The sequence below is a fragment of the Flavobacterium sp. GNP010 genome (assembly GCF_056428945.1).
On record NZ_JBWJVK010000026.1, the window covers coordinates 38,433 to 54,408 of the forward strand.

Below are 15,976 nucleotides of genomic sequence, written 5' to 3' on the forward strand. Positions count from 1 at the left end.
GGATGTAGTGAAACATTTACCGAAATTTGGTACTAATAGATTAAACACTTTTAAATATAATAATGGAACAAAAAAAATTTGACCTCAATTCGATTATCGGTTTTGCCTTAATTTTTGGTATTTTAGTTTTTATCATGTACCAAAACCAACCGGATCCAAAAGTGGTTGCAGCTGAAAAAGCTCAAAAAGAGTTACAGATTAAAACAGCAAAAGCCAAGGCTATAGAAGCAAAAATTGTTGAAAAAGCCGCTATTGCTGTAGCAGCAACTGGAGATTCTACCCAATTAGCTCAATTGCAAAAAACATTAGGTAATTTTGTCTATTCTGCTACCTTGCCTTCTGCAAAAGCTGGAATGACTACTATCGAAAATGAATTGGTAAAATTAACAATAGCCAACAAAGGAGGTTATATTGTTGAAGCTACTTTAAAAAAATTCGAAAAATTCAAAAAGGGTTCGGGTCAGTTAGTTCAACTGATAAAAGATAATAATGCGAACTTAAACGTACAATTACTCACTTCAGATAATCGTACTTTAAATACTAAAGATTTGTATTTTGAGCCATCATTAACAAAAATTGGTTCAGACCAAGTTTTGTCCATGAAATTAAAGGCTGGAGCCAATGAGTTCTTAGAGTACAAATATATTTTGAAGCCAAATGATTACATGATTGGTTTTGATATTCGTTCACAAGGATTGAATAAAGTACTGAATACGGCTAAACCATTAGATCTAGAATGGAACCTAAAAGCAAATAGAAATGAAAAAAGTATTTCATACGAAAATAAATATACCGAAATATATTTTGAGCATAAAGACGGTAAAGTAGACTATGCCGGACTTGGAGCAACAGAGAATGAGCTGCTTGAAAAACCAACATTTATAGCTTTCAAACAACATTTTTTCTCTACTATATTAGTTTCCAAAACTCCATTTGAAAAGGCGCAAGTAACATCAACGAACTTGATGAATGATGAAAAAGTAGATACAACATTTACTAAATCATTTAAAGCAAATATTCCTTTAGCCTTTACTAATGGTGAAATTGATCATAAATTAAGTTGGTACATGGGGCCATCTGATTTTAAAACATTGGCTAGTTATGATTTGAATTTAGAGAAAATTGTAACTTTAGGTTGGGGAATAATCGGGTGGATCAACCGTTTTATATTTGTACCATTATTTGGTTTCTTAGGATCGTATATTGCGTATGGTATTGCAATTATTATTTTTACAATACTGATAAAATTGGCCATGTCACCGATAACTTTCAAATCATTCTTGTCTCAAGCAAAAATGAAGTTATTGCGTCCAGAAATTGCAGAATTGGGTGAGAAATTCAAGAAAGATCCCATGAAAAAGCAACAAGAAACAATGAAATTATACAACAAAGCAGGAGTTAATCCTATGGCTGGTTGTATACCTGCATTGATTCAAATGCCTTTTTTGATGGCCTCGTTTCAGTTTTTTCCATCCGCATTTGAGTTGAGACATAAAAGTTTTCTTTGGGCAGACGACCTTTCCTCTTTTGACGAAATTGTAAAATTGCCTTTTTACATTCCTTTTTATGGAAATCATATCAGTTTGTTTCCTATTCTTGCTGCGATAGCCATTTTCTTTTATATGAAAATGACATCTGGTGATCAACAAATGGCTGCTCCACAACAAGAGGGAATGCCAGATATGGCTAAAATGATGAAAATAATGATTTATGTTTCGCCCATAATGATGTTGTTTTTCTTTAATAGTTACGGTGCTGGATTGAGTTTGTATAACTTCATTTCAAATTTGATTACTATCGGAATTATGATTGTCATCAAAAGGTACTTTATCGACAGTGATAAGATTCACGCTCAAATTCAAGAAAATAAGTTGAAAGAGCCGAAAAAACAAGGTAAATTCCAGAAAAAACTTCAAGAAGTGATGGAACAAGCCGAGGCTCAAAAAGCACAACAAAAGAAAAAGTAATTCCTATACAAGCTCTCAGAAATGAGAGCTTTTTTTTTGTTTACATAATTCAAATTAACAGTTATGGTCTTCGTATGTATCGCTGTTAAGGATTTGAACTCTACTTTTAAATAAGTAAAGTTATATATGTAGTGAGTTGAAATTTGTATAAGAAATACAGCAGTGTTACAGTGCCCTTTATAGTTGTATCCGTACTCTTTGTAAATAATTTGTAAATTTGCTAAAATAAAAATGTAAATTATCAGTTTCATAAGTATGTTCAAACACTAAGTAATAATGAAAAAACACCACATTAATTTTATTGTCCTTTTAGCTGTAATGTTTTTTAGCCAAAATATTTTAGCCCAAACCGAATTCAACAAGTTGGATGTAAACGGAAAAAAGCATGGACTCTGGAAAGGCGTTTTTGAGGAATCAAAAAGACCTCGATACGAAGGGACGTTTGATCATGGTAAGGAAGTAGGGATTTTTAGTTTTTATGATGATACAAAAGCCAAGTCTATCATAGCTACAAGGGAATTTAATGCAAAAGACAATTCAGCCTACACAATTTTTTATGATCAAAATAAAAATAAAGTTAGTGAGGGTAAAGTAGTTAATAAATTATTTGAAGGACAGTGGAAATACTACCACCAGGCTTCAAAAAATATAATGACTACGGAGAATTATAGTAAGGGTAAGCTCGATGGATTGCGTACCGTTTTTTATATCAGCGGTAAGGTTGCTGAAGAAATAAATTATAAAAATAATTTGAAAAATGGTTTTTACAAAAAATATACTGAAAAAGGGTTTGTTCTAGAAGAGTCGATTTTTAAGAATAATATTTACAATGGTTTAGCTATTTTCAGCGATGCAAATGGCAATATTGTTTCAAAAGGACAATTTGTAAATGGCAAAAAATCAGGTGTTTGGCAGTTTTTTGAAAAAGGAAAATTAGTCAAAGAAACGAATATGAGTTTTCCTGAAAATGCAACAAAATCCGAAAATAAATAACGATATTCTTAACAAGTTCTGTTGTAAATGTTTTGTAACTTTGCCTCCTTATAAAATTGTAATTTTTTAAAGATGAAGCGTGTAGTTGTAGGACTTTCTGGAGGTGTAGATTCAAGTGTTGCAGCGTACTTATTGCAGCAACAAGGGTATGAAGTTATTGGACTTTTTATGAAAAATTGGCATGATGATTCGGTAACGATTTCAAATGAATGCCCATGGCTCGAGGACAGTAACGATGCCTTATTGGTGGCCGAAAAATTAGGGATTCCTTTCCAAACGGTTGATTTAAGTGAAGAATACCAAGAGAAAATCGTTGACTATATGTTTAGCGAATATGAAAAAGGGCGTACTCCAAATCCTGACGTTCTTTGTAACCGTGAAATAAAATTTGAAGTTTTTATGAAAATTGCATTAAGTCTTGGAGCTGATTTTGTAGCGACAGGGCATTATTGTCAAAAAAGTGAAACCGAAGTTAATGGAGAAACGGTTTATCAACTTAAAGCAGGTGCAGATTCTAATAAAGATCAATCTTATTTTCTATGTCAATTATCGCAAGAGCAATTAGCGAAATCTCTGTTTCCTATTGGAGCATTAACCAAGCCTGAAGTTCGAGAAATAGCAACTGAAATGGAGCTAATCACTGCCGAAAAGAAAGATTCGCAAGGTTTGTGTTTTATTGGTAAAGTACGTTTGCCAGAGTTTTTACAGCAAAAATTGCAACCCAAAGAAGGCTTAATCATTCAAATCGATAAAAATGATTCGGTTTACAATACTGAAATCCCCACAGGTTTATCAATTGAAGAAGAGCTAAAAGTGGTTGCTGCTCCACTACTTTATACTCCGCAAATGGGTAAAGTAGTTGGGAAACATCAAGGAGCGCATTATTTTACAACTGGACAACGCAAAGGCTTAAATGTGGGTGGAACAACTGATCCCCTGTTTATCATAGCTACCGATGTAGAAACGAATACGATTTATACGGGATTAACGAGCCAGCATCCGGGACTTTTCAAAAAAGCCTTATTTATTGATAAAACAGAGGTGCACTGGATTCGAAAAGATTTATCTTTACTCAATGGAGAAAAGATGCAAGTAATGGCAAGGATTCGCTACAGGCAGCCATTGCAGCGTGCTACTTTGCATCAATTTGAAAATGGGATGTACGTAGCTTTTGATGAACCACAATCTGCAATAACCAAAGGACAATTTGTAGCTTGGTATTTAGGGGAAGAATTAGTTGGATCAGGAGTAATTTCTTAATGTAGTGTTTCATTAAAAATAGGATATAAAAATAGATTTTTTTAAAATTTAGTACATTCAAGAAAATTTAAAAAAAGTAATACATCATCACGAAATTTGAAAATATAGGCGCTTTAAATAACGAATTTAAATATGAAAAAATTTTTTCTTTTTCTTTTTTTACTACTAACTGCAACTGGTTTTTCGCAACAAGATGCTTGGGTTTATTTTAACGGCAAACCTAATTCTCAAACGTTTACTTCTGATCCATTAAAAATGCTATCTCAAAGAGCGTTGGATCGAAGAACCAACCAAAATATACCATTAGATTTAAAAGATGTTCCAGTTGAGTTAACGTATATTAGTCAGGTAAAAAATGCTTCGGGGATAACAGTTATGGCAAAATCGAAGTGGCTGAATGCGCTTCATATTCGTGGATCTCAAGCTAATATTAATGCTTTAGCTTCGTTGCCTTTTGTGAGTAAAGTTGATTTTGCGGATAAATCATTAAACCAAACTGCAAGAATAGCAAAGAATTCAAAAACTCAAAAGGTAAATAAAACACAGAAAATAAAGATTGACTATGCCTACGGTTCTTCATCGAATCAAATTCAAATGCTCAACGGACAAGCTTTACACCAACAAAACTTTACAGGCTCGGGTAAAATTATTGCAGTAATGGATGGTGGGTTTCCCGGTGTAAATACAGCACAGCCTTTTCAGAGATTACGAACCAACAATCAGATTTTGGGTGGTTATAATTATGTAGCACGTAATCCAAATGTGTATACTGCAGATTCACATGGAACTTTAGTGCTTTCTACAATGGGAGGCTACAAGGAAAATTCATTAGTGGGAACTGCGCCAGATGCTTCTTATTATTTATTTATTACAGAAGATGTTGCCTCAGAAAATCCTGTTGAAGAATCACTTTGGGTTGAAGCAGCAGAAAGAGCGGATAGTTTAGGAGTCGATATTATCAATACCTCTTTGGGGTATTTTGAATTTGATAATCAAGCATATAATCACACGTATAGCGAAATGAATGGAAGCACTGCTTTTATGACCCGTGGATCAGAAGTTGCATTCAGTAGAGGTATGTTGTTAGTCACTTCTGCTGGAAATTCCGGTAATTCTTCTAATCCTTATATTGCAGTACCTGCAGATGGTATTTCGGTATTAGCCATAGGTGCGGTGAACGCTTTAGAAGTTTTGACTTCGTTTAGTTCGAGAGGACCTTCTTTTGATGGAAGAATTAAACCCGATATCATGGCTCAAGGACAAGCAGCTGTAGTATCAGATCCGGCTGGAAATATTGTAACAGCTAATGGAACTTCTTTTTCTAGTCCAATCATGGCGGGAATGGTTGCTTGTTTGTGGCAGGCATTTCCTCAAAAATCAAATAAAGAAATTAGAGAGTTAATTGTGAAGGCATCAGATAGATTTTCTGCGCCCAATAATCAATATGGCTATGGTATACCTGATTTTGCTTTGGCTGTTCGTAATCAATTAGCAATCGAATCAAATAATGATGATGATTTTGTAGTGTATCCTAATCCAGCTAGTGATACCATCTCGTTTGCATTACCTGCAAAATTTACAAACGGAATAATTGGAATTTACTCTATTTTAGGACAAAAAGTACTGGAGCAAAGTATCACTCCGGAAACACCAGCTATTTCTTTGAAATCGTTACAAGAAGGGTTCTATTTTTATATTTTGGAAACGGATGGTTTTTCAAAAAAAGGGAAAATAATTAAAAAATCATAGTTCAATTTGTTCATGAATAAAATCACAACACTTTTTAAGATTAAATATCCAATTATCCAAGGCGGAATGATTTGGAATAGTGGTTATAAACTAGCCAGTGCAGTAAGTAACGCTGGCGGTTTAGGCTTGATTGGTGCAGGTTCTATGTATCCCGAAGTATTGCGCGAACACATTCAAAAATGTCAAAAGGCCACCTCAAAACCTTTTGGAGTAAATGTTCCGATGTTGTATCCCAATATCGAAGAAATCATGAAAATTATCGTTGATGAAGGTGTCAAAATCGTTTTCACATCGGCAGGAAACCCAAAAACATGGACAGCTTACTTGAAAGAAAATGGCATAACTGTTGTTCATGTAGTTAGTAGCTCTGTTTTTGCATTAAAAGCTCAAGATGCAGGAGTCGACGCAATTGTTGCTGAGGGTTTTGAAGCTGGAGGCCATAATGGAAGAGAGGAAACTACTACCCTTGCTTTAATTCCGATAGTGAAAGAAAAAATTACAATTCCCTTAATAGCCGCAGGAGGTATTGCAACCGGACGCGCAATGCTTTCCACTATGATTTTAGGAGCTGATGGGGTTCAGGTAGGGAGTAGATTCGCAGCGTCGATTGAATCTTCAGCACATGATAATTTCAAGGAAACAATTCTTAATGTAAAAGAAGGTGATACTCAATTGACTTTAAAAGAGCTTGCTCCAGTTCGCTTGATTAAAAATAAATTTTATCAGGATGTGCAGCAATTGTATGAAAAAGGACCGAGTAAAGAAGAGTTACTTGGATTATTAGGAAGAGCAAGAGCAAAACGAGGTATGTTTGAGGGTGATTTAATTGAAGGAGAGTTAGAGATTGGTCAAGTAGCAGGATTAATTCATGATATTAAATCAGCCGCTGCAATTATAGAGGAAATGATTACTGATTTTGAATCAGCTAAGAGAGAGGTGATTAATTTTGATTTTTAAAGGATGACGAAAGCTAAAATATATATCGGATTTTTATTTTTACTAATGGGATTACAGCAATCTTATGGGCAAAATTATAAGTTTAAAACCACCGGCTTTAGTGTTTTAGAAAAAACAGAAAAAGGGAAATGGGGTAAATGGACTGATTTAGATTTGGTTAACATTTTAGTCTCTTTGGATACTAATAAAAATAGAATTGTAGTCTATTCTCAGATTATTCAATTATTTGAAATCATAGATTATCAGCCTATAGAAGAGAATGATACCGACATTGTGTATTCGTTTACTTGTAAAGATAATGAAGGCCTAGATTGTACAGTTTCTATCATTACTAGAAAAAAACAAGAAAATAGGAAGCAATTGTATATCAATTATGAAGATCGGATTATTGTGTATAATATTTTTAATATGTAGTGATTTGGATAAAAAACGCTTCAATTTGATTAGTTAAATCGTTCAAATTGAAGCATTTTTATTAAATTTTAATTTCTACAGAGTTTGTAATTTAAAGCTTTTCAATATCTTTTATAAAATCATCATACTCTAAATAAAACAATTCCAGAGCATTCATTTTTTCATAATAAAAGTCAAATATTTCATCCCAATAGTTGCGATTACTAACTCCGACTCCTAGTTTTTCAACCCAAATTCTGCTAATTGTTTTGCCGCTTTCTAATGTGTGTTCTTTTTCGAAAACTAAATCTTTGATAAATTCTTCTTCCAGAATGTTTTTTAACGCTTCGAGTTTTTCAAAATAAGCTATTCTTTTTTCGTCATTGCGATGCTCAATATCGATTAACACTTGCGCTTTTTTATTGTCAACATAAAATTTAAAAGAAAAATCCTTGATTTTAGTGTCGTATAGAACCCATTTTCTGGGATATTTTTCTGCAAATTCTATCCAGAATTCTCTTTTTAATCGCTGTGTTTCTTCTTTACTGTACATTTGTGATAACTTTTTGGTTTTAGAAAAACTTGCGAAAATGTATTTTCTAAACTATATTTATATGCTATTTAAAATGCAAAAATAGACTTTGATTATGGATTTTCAAGAATTTTTACAGTATGTTCCTAAATTAATTCAAGCAAGGCTTCCAGCTTTTGACGCACATGAGAAAATGGCTCCTTTAGAACGATTAGATAGCTTGAGAAGTAGTAACATAGCAGATAAGAAACCGCGAACAGCCGCAGTAATGATGCTTTTTTATCCTAAAAATGAAATAACACATTTGGTATTAATAGTCCGAAATTCCTATGAAGGGGTTCATTCTGCTCAAATAGCATTTCCAGGTGGAAAATACGAATTAGAAGACGAAAATTTTGCTCAAACAGCATTGCGGGAAACGCATGAGGAAATAGGAATACATCCTAATAAAATTGAAATTCTAAAACCATTTACTGAATTGTATATTCCGCCTAGCAATTTCATGGTGTATCCTTTTTTGGGTATTAGTCAGGAAGAATTGGTTTTTACACCACAACCGTCTGAAGTGGCACATATTATAGAATTGCCGTTGTCGGTTTTTTTAGATGATGCACTTGTAGTAGACACAAATATGTCCACATCATACGCTGATAACATCAGTATTCCGGCTTTTAAAATCGAAGAATATATTGTTTGGGGAGCAACGGCAATGATAATGAGTGAGTTAAAAGAGGTGGTAAACGAGGTGCTAATTCGAAAATAGGAATACTTGAGTAAAAAAAGCAATTAGGTCTATAGTTTTATTATAATAACGTTATGTTTGTGTCCTAAACTTCAAATATAATTTTCGTAAATTTGTAGACCAAATTCACAAAAAAACACACAATTTTATGGGATTGTTGAAGAGAAATCCTTTCGGACACCTATTATTTATAAAAAAATGGCTCATCCGAATCTTCGGAGTTGTAACGCACAGACGGTATAGAGGATTTAATGAATTGCAAATCGAGGGTTCGGAGATAATTAGAAATTTACCAGACACTAATGTACTTTTTATTTCCAATCACCAAACCTATTTTGCTGATGTTGTTGCGATGTTTCATGTTTTTAATGCAAGCTTAAGTGGTCGCGATGATACTATCAAGAATGTTTGCTATTTGTGGCAACCTAAAATGAATATTTATTATGTAGCCGCTAAGGAAACGATGCAAGCTGGTTTTTTGCCACGTATTTTGGCATACGCAGGCGCGATTTCAGTAGAACGGACTTGGCGCGCCAAAGGTGTTGATGTCAAGGAGAAAAAAGATATCAATCCAAACGATACAGAGAATATCAAAATTGCGTTGGCAGATGGTTGGGTTATTACATTTCCGCAAGGGACGACTAAGTCTTTTAAGCCGGTTCGTAAGGGAACAGCGCATATTATAAAACAGCATCGTCCTATTGTTGTCCCAATTGTTATAGATGGTTTTCGCCGTTCGTTTGATAAAAAAGGACTACGCATGAAGAAGAAAGGAATCCTACAATCTTTTATCATTAAAGAACCTCTGGACATTGATTACGATAACGATACCATTGAAGAAATTGTAGAAAAAGTAGAATATGCAATAGAGCAACATGCTTCATTTCTAAAAGTTATTCCAGCTGAAGAAATTAAAGAACAAGAGGAATTGAATAAATTAAGAAAATGGGAGTATTAAAAATATAATTCTAAAAAAAAAGTCTTAAAATTCAATGATTTTGAATTTTAAAACTTTTTTTTTACACTAAAGATCGATTTTCTTTAATTCTTTGTAATTGGCATACAATCGACGAAGTAAAGTGCCATATAGTAATCGATAAAATAACCAAAGTAAGCCAAATAGCGCAATACTGAATATACTTAAAACTGCAATTGTAATAGCCATAATTTTAGCACTACTATTTATTTGTTGCTTGAAAGCATCCATTTCAGGATTGTAGGCAAATACAATAATAAAACCTACGATTAAACTAAACACTAACATTCCTAAATTATACCAAACATAATATTGAACTGTTTTTCTGGTCTTTAAGATATCCTGCATCAATTGTTTAGTTGAGGCAATTGTAGATATTACTTTATATCTTTTATAAAAAGAAAAAATAAAAATCAAAATTACAGCATAATTGGCATAATTTATTAGCTCAAAATAGTCAATTAATTCAGAATGTTGGATGTTTTTTAAATATCCGTCTGAGTCAAAACAAAAACTCAAACAAGTCCACAATAAAACTTCCAAAATGCTAATAATCAAAATCCACTTCACAATCGAAGACGATTTTTTATGAATCATTTTATAAATCTCGGTTTCCGATATTTGATTAAAAGAATTATCACTCTTTTGCCAATCTTTTTTTAATAAATCCAGCTCTTTCATATTCCCATTGGATTTAAAATTTTCTTTAATTTCCCTTTTATTCTATTCATTTTCACTCTTGCATTTACTTCGCTAATTCCTAAAGTTTCTGATATTTCTTGATAATCCTTATCTTCTAGGTACATAAATATTAACGCTTTTTCAATGTCATTCAGCTGGTAAACAGCTTTGTACATTAATTTTAATTGTTCTTCCTCTTCATAATCGTATTCTACATCATTCAGGAAATGTTGTCGACCCTCAAATTCAACTGTATTTATGGATCGTTTGGTTTTTCGGTACAAAGTAATCGCCGTATTCAGCGCGACTCGATAGGCCCAAGTCGAAAATTTACTTTCGCCTCTAAATTTTGGGAAAGCTTTCCATAATTGAATCGTAATTTCCTGAAACAAATCCTTATGTGCATCGTCACCATTAGTATATAATCGACAAATCTTGTGGATTATATTCTGATTTTCTTGCAATTGCTTGACAAAAGTTTGTTCTAGGTCCGTACTCATATATACGTTAGTATTTCAATAGTAGATTTTGTTACAAAGTAAACGCTAAATTGATTATTTTCATATTCATCTTTACATGGTGCGACGCCATCAGGAGCACAAATTTTTTTTTCTTCATTCAAACCAGTCCCGCTGTACATTACAATCTTTATTTTTTTAAAATAAAAAAATAAAGGATTTCCATTGCCATCGGGGCTATTTTACACGGGTATTTTTCTGAAGACTTTTTCCTTAAATGGAATGTATCAAATTTTGTTTTATAAAAAAAAAGTCCTTTATGAATATTTCATAAAGGACTTTATCGTAAGGATTATTGGTTATTTTTTGCAATCAGAATAATCTACACTAAAAGTGTATTTTTTATCAGTAACTTTTTGAACTGCAGGATTGTTTCTGTGGTCTGGTTTGTATGCTGCTCCAGTTCCTAAATCTACTCCCATACCCAATATTCCAAATGAGAAAACGCTAAGAATAAAATTCCCTGTTCTAAAAGCGTTTTTAAATGTTTGTTTTTTAGTTTCGCAACCATCTTCTTTCAATTCAACATTTAATGATTTGTTTCTTGGAAATAATGCGGTTACTTGCCCATTACCCATTTTTTGTCCATCAACATAAATTTCTGCATTAGGACGATCTTTAGCAACAATTGTACCTTCATATTTGCTTCCTCCAAACATTACACCGCAGCTATTTAACATAACTAGTATTGATAATGAAACAACAATAGTTGAAATTCTTTTTTTCATAAGTGAAAATATTTTTTAAGTTAGAATTAATTATGTAGCTAAATTAGTAGTAATAATATATCGAATGCAAATATTTTCTTGTTTTTTTATTACCTTTTTAGTAATCAATTCATTTACTTTGGCTTACACAAAATTGATTGTATGCTAATTCCTTTAATCTTCCCTAACTTTGTAATTAATTATATTATTTAAAAAATGAACATCCCAAATTCAACTTTACCTAGAATAGTTATTATCGGAGGCGGGTTTGCAGGAATTGCATTAGCCAAAAAATTAAAAAATAAAAAAGTACAAGTGGTGCTTTTAGACAAACACAATTACCATACTTTTCAGCCTCTTTTATATCAAGTAGCCACAGGCGGACTCGAAGCCGGTTCCATAGCCTACCCAATCCGTAAAGTGATTCAAGAATATGATGAATTTTATTTCAGGCTTACTAATGTCCAGGAAATAGACACTAAAAACCAAAAAATAATCGCCGAGATTGGCGAATTAAGTTACGATTACCTCGTTATTGCTACCGGTTCTAAAACTAATTATTTCGGCAATAAGGAAATTGAGCGTAATAGCATGGCCATGAAAACCATACCGCAGTCGCTGAATATTAGGAGTCTGATTCTTGAAAATTTTGAACAAGCTGTTTTAACCACCGATGTAGCCGAACAAAACAGTCTCATCAATTTTGTTCTCGTAGGTGGCGGACCAACAGGAGTTGAGCTTGCAGGAGCTTTGGCTGAAATGAAAAAAGCCATTCTGCAAAAAGATTATCCCGATCTTGATATTGCCAAAATGGAAATTAATTTGATTCAAAGTGGCGACAGAATCTTGAATACCATGAGTGAGAAATCCTCTCAAGCCGCCGAAGAATTCCTAACCAGTTTGGGTGTGAAAATTTGGAAAAATGTTCGTGTAACAAATTATGATGGCCGCACGATTACCACAAATTCCGATTTGACTTTTGAAACCGCCACGGTAATCTGGACAGCAGGCGTTCAAGGGGCTCTTGTTGCAGGATTGGATGGTAATTCTTTAGTTGAAAAAGTAGAACGCATACGTGTCAATGAATTCAGTCAAGTAGTAGGCTACAAAAACATTTTTGCAGTAGGAGACATTGCTTCCATGGAATCTGAAACTTATCCGCAGGGACATCCCATGATGGCGCAACCAGCTATGCAACAAGGCGAATTATTGGGTGAAAACGTAGTGAAACTAATTGAAAATAAATCCATGCAAGCTTTTGAATACAATGACAAAGGTTCTATGGCAACCATTGGAAGAAATAAAGCGGTTGTCGATTTGCCAAAATACCATTTCAGTGGTGTTTTTGCATGGTTCGTATGGATGTTTGTTCACTTGTTTTCCCTTATTGGATTCAAAAATAAAGCGGTCGTATTCCTGAATTGGGTCTATAATTACATTCGTTTTGATCGTGAAGGAAGATTAATCATTAGACCTTACAAAAAGAAAAGTTTTACCACTTTTACGAGTGATGAAATGTAATTGTCGAAAGTCTTAAAGTCAAATGTCGAAAGTGTTTTAAGTTGTTTGTCATTCGACTTTTACTTTTTACGTGCATTATCATGCGATAAAAACCAAAATAACTCATTCAAATAGCGCTCTAAATTCTCTTTATCTCTAGGTGAATATTTAAATCAATCTCAAAAATTAGTAGTATGAGGATAGTCATTTTACTTTAAGACTTTTGACTTTTAAACGATACGGCTAAAACTCTTTTTCTTTATAATAATTCACCATCAAATTCACAAATTTGCTGTAGCCTTCCATACCGTCTTTTTGTTGGTTTACTTTCAAGAATTGGTCGTAAAAAGCATGGAAACCTTTATCGATAATTGTGTCGTATTGCTTCCAGAACTGCTCGCTTTCCTTGTAGTTTTTTAAAATTCCGGGATGAACTGTTTTTAATAATTGTTTAAAAATAGCCTCGTCTCTGGCTTGCCAATTGCTTAAACAATACCGCAAAGCCATGCTGTAACCTGAATACTTGATGTATAAATTATCGTTTTTTACAGAAGCCAGAAAGCCAATAAAATTGCATTCACTTTCGCTAGCATAACCCAATTGGTGCGCCATTTCATGATTAGCAGTCATTGGGAAACTATACATTGGGCCCAAATAATTAACCTGCGCTTCATTGGTAAACGGATTCAAATAGCCGCCAAAACCCATATAGGTCAAGGGCAAACTAATCAGTGATTTTTTAACGCTTAAATGGTTGTAGGTGAAATACGAATGTTTTTCAGCTAGTTTTTTGTATCCATTTAAATTCATCTTAAAAACTTGATTTTGGGAGTAAGGAAATACTACTTTCAAATTATCATTTTTTGCAAGTTGTTTTTGAATGGCGTTTGTTTTAGTGATTAACTTTTTGGTAAAAGCCAATAAATCAGCATCAGAATAGTCTTTTTTAATTTCCATTTTTTCAAAAAGCGGTTGGCGGTAATAATTCAAAGCCCACAGCGAATGAAACAAAAAATAGAATACCGAAACAAAACTTAACAGCGATAATATATTGCTTTTCCATTCTAATTTCCACGATTTTCGTTGTTTCCAAAACCATTTCAAAATGAAGGCGATGACAACAACATAAATTAAATCGCCTAGAGAAAATGGAATACGACCTATCATTAATCTGGAAAATTGTGAAACTATTGGATAGAAACCGTTGCTATAAAATTGTTCCACTTGTAACGGAAAATAAGGGAGAACTTGTAGGACTAGTATCTGGACAAAAAGTAGGGTAGAAAGAATATATTTTGTTCGCACAAGTTGAATTTTAGTCTTGTAAATATAATTACAATATCAATTAGTATCAATAAAGAATTTAAACTTTGTAACTTTGACCTTTGTAACTATAAAACCTCAAATATTAATAAATGAGTCAAGAAATAAGAAATCTGGAACCAAAAGCGCTTTGGAATAAGTTTGCCGATTTAAATGCTGTACCGCGACCTTCTAAAAAAGAAGATCGAGTAATTGCGTTTATGAAAAACTTTGGCGAAAGCCTTGGATTAGAAACTTTTGAAGATGAAATTCGCAATGTAATTATCCGTAAACCCGCAACGGCTGGGATGGAAAGCCGAAAAGCAATTGTGCTTCAAGGACATTTAGATATGGTGCATCAAAAAAATTCGGACACTGTATTTGATTTTGATACACAAGGAATTGATATGTATGTAGATGGAGATTGGGTTCGTGCTCGCGGAACTACGCTTGGTGCTGATAACGGTCTTGGAGTTGCAGCTATAATGGCAATTTTAGAAAGTACTGATATACCGCATCCTGCAATAGAAGCTTTGTTTACTATTGATGAGGAGACCGGAATGACGGGTGCATTGAACTTAAAAGGAGGAATCCTGCAAGGTCAGATCTTGTTGAACATGGATACTGAAGAAGACGATGAAATAGACATAGGGTGCGCAGGAGGAATTGATGTTACGGCCACTGCGGAGTATGATGAAGAGGAAACTCCAGAAGGATCTGTAGGATATACGATTACTGTGAAAGGTTTGAAAGGCGGGCATTCTGGAATGGATATTCACAAAGGGTTGGGTAATGCCAATAAAATTATGAACCGATTGTTATTTGATGGTTTTGATAATTTTGGTTTGCAAATTGCTGAAATAAAAGGTGGAAGTCTTCGTAATGCGATTCCGCGTGAAAGTCAAGCAAAAGTAATTATTGCCGAAGTGTATGATGAAGCTTTTGTTTTTGACATGCAGCAAATTGTAAACGAAATCAAAACGGAGTTAAAAACAACAGAACCAACTTTAGAAGTTGTTTTTGAAAAAATGGATTCAACTCCTGCTAAAGTAATGCCTTCAATTGCTCAATTTTACTTTGTAAGAGCAATGTATACTGCTCATAATGGCGTTTATAGAATGAGTGCTGATTTTGACAATTTGGTGGAAACATCAAACAATATTGCAAAAGTAATTGTTGGCGAAGGACAACTTTCAGTACAATGTTTAACACGTTCTTCGGTTGAAACCTCTAAATTTGATTTGGCGAATGCGTTGCGTTCTGCTTTTGAATTAATGGGTTGTGAAGTTGAATTTTCGGGTTCCTATCCGGGTTGGACACCAAATTCTGAATCAGAGATTTTAGATGTTTTAGTTCCAATTTATGAAAAACAAAACGGCGAAAAACCAAAAGTAGTGGCATGTCACGCAGGATTAGAATGTGGAATTCTGGGAACAAACTATCCGGATATGGATATGATTTCTTTTGGACCAACGATTCACGGCGCACATTCCCCAGATGAAAGAGCAAGTATTTCTTCTTCTCAGAAATTCTGGAAATTTGTATTGGAGATTTTAGCTAATATTCCAGTGAAATAGTATTCAGTGTTCAGTATTAAAAAAAATAGTGTTCAGTAACAAACGAAACTGAACACTATAATCTGAATACTGAACACTAATTTTTAGTCTCTTTTAGGACTGTTCTTCTTATCTCTTTTTTC

15 protein-coding genes are annotated in these 15,976 nt (G+C 33.5%); 10 read left to right on the forward strand and 5 right to left on the reverse strand.

All coding sequences use genetic code 11. From position 1 onward, the window contains the following. The first annotated feature begins 62 nt into the window (after nucleotides 1-62). From yidC to AC061C_RS11675, 6 genes are all read left to right on the forward strand, one after another. On the forward strand, nucleotides 63-1,967 hold the full coding sequence (gene yidC / locus AC061C_RS11650) for a membrane protein insertase YidC (RefSeq protein WP_478291313.1): 1,905 nt from the start codon (nucleotides 63-65) through the stop codon (nucleotides 1,965-1,967). Nucleotides 1,968-2,243: 276 nt separating this feature from the next. Next, on the forward strand, nucleotides 2,244-2,960 hold the full coding sequence (locus tag AC061C_RS11655) for a toxin-antitoxin system YwqK family antitoxin (RefSeq protein ID WP_478291314.1): 717 nt from the start codon (nucleotides 2,244-2,246) through the stop codon (nucleotides 2,958-2,960). Between the two features lie 72 nt (nucleotides 2,961-3,032). Further along, nucleotides 3,033-4,220, forward strand: coding sequence for a tRNA 2-thiouridine(34) synthase MnmA (mnmA, locus tag AC061C_RS11660; RefSeq protein WP_478291315.1), 1,188 nt, complete (start codon nucleotides 3,033-3,035; stop codon nucleotides 4,218-4,220). A gap of 132 nt (nucleotides 4,221-4,352) precedes the next feature. Beyond that, nucleotides 4,353-5,969: a S8 family peptidase gene (locus AC061C_RS11665; RefSeq protein ID WP_478291316.1), complete on the forward strand. Its 1,617-nt coding sequence runs from the start codon at nucleotides 4,353-4,355 to the stop codon at nucleotides 5,967-5,969. A 12-nt stretch (nucleotides 5,970-5,981) separates the two neighbouring features. Continuing rightward, nucleotides 5,982-6,926: an NAD(P)H-dependent flavin oxidoreductase gene (locus AC061C_RS11670; RefSeq protein ID WP_478291317.1), complete on the forward strand. Its 945-nt coding sequence runs from the start codon at nucleotides 5,982-5,984 to the stop codon at nucleotides 6,924-6,926. Nucleotides 6,927-6,971: 45 nt separating this feature from the next. Continuing rightward, a complete protein-coding gene (locus tag AC061C_RS11675) occupies nucleotides 6,972-7,340 on the forward strand; it encodes a hypothetical protein (protein WP_478291318.1) in 369 nt (122 codons plus the stop codon). Nucleotides 7,341-7,431: 91 nt separating this feature from the next. On the opposite strand, the gene AC061C_RS11680 is transcribed toward AC061C_RS11675, so the two are convergent. Further along, nucleotides 7,432-7,872: a DUF4268 domain-containing protein gene (locus AC061C_RS11680; protein ID WP_478291319.1), complete on the reverse strand. Its 441-nt coding sequence runs from the start codon at nucleotides 7,870-7,872 to the stop codon at nucleotides 7,432-7,434. Between the two features lie 94 nt (nucleotides 7,873-7,966). Here AC061C_RS11680 and AC061C_RS11685 point away from each other — a divergent pair, with 94 nt between their 5' ends. Further along, nucleotides 7,967-8,614, forward strand: coding sequence for an NUDIX hydrolase (locus AC061C_RS11685; protein WP_478291320.1), 648 nt, complete (start codon nucleotides 7,967-7,969; stop codon nucleotides 8,612-8,614). 127 nt (nucleotides 8,615-8,741) lie between these two features. Further along, on the forward strand, nucleotides 8,742-9,551 hold the full coding sequence (locus AC061C_RS11690) for a 1-acyl-sn-glycerol-3-phosphate acyltransferase (RefSeq protein ID WP_417968699.1): 810 nt from the start codon (nucleotides 8,742-8,744) through the stop codon (nucleotides 9,549-9,551). A 66-nt stretch (nucleotides 9,552-9,617) separates the two neighbouring features. Here the strand turns inward: AC061C_RS11690 and AC061C_RS11695 are convergent, their stop codons facing one another. The 3 genes from AC061C_RS11695 to AC061C_RS11705 form a co-directional block, all read right to left on the reverse strand. Next, on the reverse strand, nucleotides 9,618-10,250 hold the full coding sequence (locus tag AC061C_RS11695; protein WP_478291321.1) for a DUF8845 family protein: 633 nt from the start codon (nucleotides 10,248-10,250) through the stop codon (nucleotides 9,618-9,620). Then, on the reverse strand, nucleotides 10,247-10,750 hold the full coding sequence (locus AC061C_RS11700; protein ID WP_309758835.1) for an RNA polymerase sigma factor: 504 nt from the start codon (nucleotides 10,748-10,750) through the stop codon (nucleotides 10,247-10,249). The genes AC061C_RS11695 and AC061C_RS11700 overlap by 4 nt, the downstream gene beginning before the upstream one ends. 317 nt (nucleotides 10,751-11,067) lie before the next feature. Next, nucleotides 11,068-11,496, reverse strand: coding sequence for a hypothetical protein (locus AC061C_RS11705; RefSeq protein ID WP_478291322.1), 429 nt, complete (start codon nucleotides 11,494-11,496; stop codon nucleotides 11,068-11,070). Between the two features lie 195 nt (nucleotides 11,497-11,691). On the opposite strand from AC061C_RS11705, the gene AC061C_RS11710 reads away from it, so the two are divergent. Next, the gene (locus AC061C_RS11710) at nucleotides 11,692-12,996 is read left to right on the forward strand and encodes an NAD(P)/FAD-dependent oxidoreductase (RefSeq protein WP_478291323.1); all 1,305 of its coding nucleotides are present in this window, start codon (nucleotides 11,692-11,694) and stop codon (nucleotides 12,994-12,996) included. Between the two features lie 222 nt (nucleotides 12,997-13,218). On the opposite strand, the gene AC061C_RS11715 is transcribed toward AC061C_RS11710, so the two are convergent. Beyond that, nucleotides 13,219-14,280 carry a DUF3810 domain-containing protein gene (locus AC061C_RS11715; protein WP_478291324.1) on the reverse strand — a complete coding sequence of 354 codons (1,062 nt, stop codon included), beginning with the start codon at nucleotides 14,278-14,280 and terminating at the stop codon, nucleotides 13,219-13,221. Between the two features lie 110 nt (nucleotides 14,281-14,390). Here AC061C_RS11715 and AC061C_RS11720 point away from each other — a divergent pair, with 110 nt between their 5' ends. Continuing rightward, nucleotides 14,391-15,854: an aminoacyl-histidine dipeptidase gene (locus AC061C_RS11720; protein WP_478291325.1), complete on the forward strand. Its 1,464-nt coding sequence runs from the start codon at nucleotides 14,391-14,393 to the stop codon at nucleotides 15,852-15,854. The last annotated feature ends 122 nt before the right edge of the window (nucleotides 15,855-15,976 follow it).

Excerpts from the sequence above, each read along its gene's own strand:
- AC061C_RS11665 (WP_478291316.1), top strand. The coding sequence starts at position 4,353 with ATGAAAAAATTTTTTCTTTTTCTTTTTTTACTACTAACTGCAACTGGT.
- AC061C_RS11720 (WP_478291325.1), top strand. The coding sequence starts at position 14,391 with ATGAGTCAAGAAATAAGAAATCTGGAACCAAAAGCGCTTTGGAATAAG.
- AC061C_RS11695 (WP_478291321.1), bottom strand. The coding sequence starts at position 10,250 with ATGAAAGAGCTGGATTTATTAAAAAAAGATTGGCAAAAGAGTGATAAT.
- mnmA (WP_478291315.1), top strand. The coding sequence starts at position 3,033 with ATGAAGCGTGTAGTTGTAGGACTTTCTGGAGGTGTAGATTCAAGTGTT.
- AC061C_RS11690 (WP_417968699.1), top strand. The coding sequence starts at position 8,742 with ATGGGATTGTTGAAGAGAAATCCTTTCGGACACCTATTATTTATAAAA.
- AC061C_RS11710 (WP_478291323.1), top strand. The coding sequence starts at position 11,692 with ATGAACATCCCAAATTCAACTTTACCTAGAATAGTTATTATCGGAGGC.
- yidC (WP_478291313.1), top strand. The coding sequence starts at position 63 with ATGGAACAAAAAAAATTTGACCTCAATTCGATTATCGGTTTTGCCTTA.
- AC061C_RS11680 (WP_478291319.1), bottom strand. The coding sequence starts at position 7,872 with ATGTACAGTAAAGAAGAAACACAGCGATTAAAAAGAGAATTCTGGATA.
- AC061C_RS11700 (WP_309758835.1), bottom strand. The coding sequence starts at position 10,750 with ATGAGTACGGACCTAGAACAAACTTTTGTCAAGCAATTGCAAGAAAAT.
- AC061C_RS11655 (WP_478291314.1), top strand. The coding sequence starts at position 2,244 with ATGAAAAAACACCACATTAATTTTATTGTCCTTTTAGCTGTAATGTTT.
- AC061C_RS11705 (WP_478291322.1), bottom strand. The coding sequence starts at position 11,496 with ATGAAAAAAAGAATTTCAACTATTGTTGTTTCATTATCAATACTAGTT.
- AC061C_RS11670 (WP_478291317.1), top strand. The coding sequence starts at position 5,982 with ATGAATAAAATCACAACACTTTTTAAGATTAAATATCCAATTATCCAA.
- AC061C_RS11675 (WP_478291318.1), top strand. The coding sequence starts at position 6,972 with ATGGGATTACAGCAATCTTATGGGCAAAATTATAAGTTTAAAACCACC.
- AC061C_RS11685 (WP_478291320.1), top strand. The coding sequence starts at position 7,967 with ATGGATTTTCAAGAATTTTTACAGTATGTTCCTAAATTAATTCAAGCA.